At 70.2% G+C, this 2015-nt stretch carries 3 protein-coding genes; 1 reads left to right on the top strand and 2 read right to left on the bottom strand.

Going from position 1 to position 2015, the window contains the following annotated elements:
* Positions 1-1040, top strand: a 1040-nt coding sequence (locus tag AB4Y86_RS17650; RefSeq protein ID WP_441403458.1) for a zinc-dependent metalloprotease, incomplete at its 5' end; no start/stop codon positions are given.
* A 35-nt stretch (positions 1041-1075) separates the two neighbouring features.
* On the opposite strand, the gene AB4Y86_RS17645 is transcribed toward AB4Y86_RS17650, so the two are convergent.
* Together AB4Y86_RS17645 and AB4Y86_RS17640 are read right to left on the bottom strand one after the other, a co-directional pair.
* Entirely contained in the window at positions 1076-1717 is a 642-nt protein-coding gene (locus tag AB4Y86_RS17645) for a M48 metallopeptidase family protein (protein ID WP_441403457.1), read from the bottom strand.
* On the bottom strand, positions 1717-2015 hold a 299-nt coding region (locus tag AB4Y86_RS17640), incomplete at its 5' end, for an HRDC domain-containing protein (RefSeq protein ID WP_441403456.1). The genes AB4Y86_RS17645 and AB4Y86_RS17640, both read right to left, overlap by 1 nt.

The raw sequence follows: 2015 nt of genomic DNA, 5'->3' as shown, positions 1-2015 counted from the left end.
CCAATGCCCTGTCGTCCGCCATGACCGAACAGATGCCCGAAGAGATGAAGTCCATGATGGGCGGCGCCTCCTCGATGCTGCAGAACATGGGCGGCGCGATCTTCGGCATGCAGCTGGGCCAGGCGATCGGCGCCCTCTCCGGCGAAGTGGTCAGCTCCACCGACATCGGCGTTCCCCTGGCCGACCTGGAAATGGCGCTGCTGCCGGCCAACGTGGCGAAGTTCGGTGAGGGCCTCAGCCTGCCGGAAAACGACATCCGCCTCTTCCTCGCCGTCCGCGAAGCCGCGCACGCCCGGCTCTTCGTCCAGGTGCCGTGGCTGCGCGGGCATCTGCTCGGCGCGATTGAGGCCTACGCCCGCGGCATCCACATCGACACCTCCAAGATCGAGGAGCTCGCCCGCGGGCTGGACCCCAGCAACCCGGAAGGCATCCAGGAAGCTCTCTCGCAGGGCGTCTTCATGCCCGAGCGGACGCCGGCGCAGGACCAGGCCCTTGAGAAGCTTGAAACCGCACTGGCCCTGGTGGAGGGGTGGGTCGATGAACTCACCGCCGCCGCCACGGAGAAGCTGCTGCCCTCGGCGGCTGCGCTGCGGGAGACCGTCCGGCGCCGGCGCGCTACCGGCGGTCCGGCGGAGCACGCGTTTTCCTCCCTCGTCGGCCTCGAGTTGCGGCCCCGCCGGCTGCGCGAGGCTGCCACGCTGTGGGCCCAGCTCAAGGACGAGCGCGGCGTGGAAGGCCGGGACGCCATCTGGCAGCACCCCGATCTGCTTCCCACGGCTGAGGACCTGGACGACCCGAAAGGCTTTAGCGAACGCCGCAAGCTGGCCGAGGCCAGTGACACCGAGGTCGACGATGCGCTGCAGAAGCTGCTGAGCGGCGGTTTCGACACGGCAGAACCGGATGCGGAGCAGGCCGGGAACGGCACCGGCACGGACGGCACCGGCACGGACGGCACCGGCACGGACGGCACCGGACCAGCCGCGAAGGATTCCGGCGAAGAGCCCGGAGCCGCGGACGACGGCGGCAGCGCCAAGTCCTGACCCGCGGTGGGGGCGGCCGGCCACGGCCTCCGCTGTCAGTGCGCGGCGGCCTCAACGACGTCGGCGGTTAGGTCGCCCGCCGCTTCGCCGCCGTCCTGTTCAGCAGACAGACCGCGGGCGGTGGCGAAGGACACGCCCTCCAGGAAAGCCTTGGCCCGTTCCGTTTCCGGATAAGCGGACAACAGGCGCCAGAACGCCGCATTGTGGGCGGCCACCAGGAGGTGCGCCAGCTCGTGCAGCAACACATAGTCGATGACCCATTGCGGCATGGGCCGGAGCTTGTGGGAGAGCCGGATGGTTCCCTCCGACGGGGTCGCCGAGCCCCAGCGTGAATTCTGGTTGGTCACCCAGCGGACCGACGCCGGGACGGCACGGCCGCCCAGATACTGGGCGGAGAGCGCGGCCGCGTGGGCGGCCAGCTCGGCGTCGCTGCCGGTGCGGCGTTTGCCCGCGGCCTTGGAGCCGCGGCCGCCCTGCAGGCGGAGCTTCTCCAGCATCCGGTGCACCCATTCGCGTTCCTGGGCGCCGCTGAAGTGTGCCGGGATGGCAACCACGGCGGTGCCGTTTTCCCAGAATGCCGCCACCGTCCGGCGCCTGCGCGCCGAGCGGCGCACCTCAACGGGCGAGCCGTCCGAGGTGGTCACCGGGGTGCCTTCGTTGATCCCGGCCCCGGCCATCAGAGCGTGGTGCTTTCGACCAGGACCGCAAGCACGGCCTCGCCGTATTTTTCCAGCTTCGACGCGCCCACCCCGGGCAGCTTGGCGAGTTGTTCAAGGGACTCCGGCCTCGCCTCGGCGATCGCGGTCAGAGTCGCGTCAGTGAAAACCACGAAGGCGGGGACATCGGCCTCCAGCGCGACCTCCTTCCGCCACTGCCGCAGCGCCTCGAACGTTTGTTCCTCGTAGCTCGGCGGGCACTGGCTGCAGCGGCCCACTTTGCGTTCGGCACCGCTGGACAGCATGCTCCCGCAGACCC

This window comes from Arthrobacter sp. 2YAF22_2 (assembly GCF_052114645.1).
In the GTDB taxonomy this organism is placed as follows: domain Bacteria; phylum Actinomycetota; class Actinomycetes; order Actinomycetales; family Micrococcaceae; genus Arthrobacter.
The sequence above is the reverse complement of the archived record's forward strand: the minus strand, read 5'-3'. Positions and strand labels throughout refer to the sequence as shown.

Bases quoted from the DNA above. Each gene is read 5' to 3' on its own strand.
- AB4Y86_RS17645 (WP_441403457.1), bottom strand. From the start codon at position 1,717: ATGGCCGGGGCCGGGATCAACGAAGGCACCCCGGTGACCACCTCGGAC.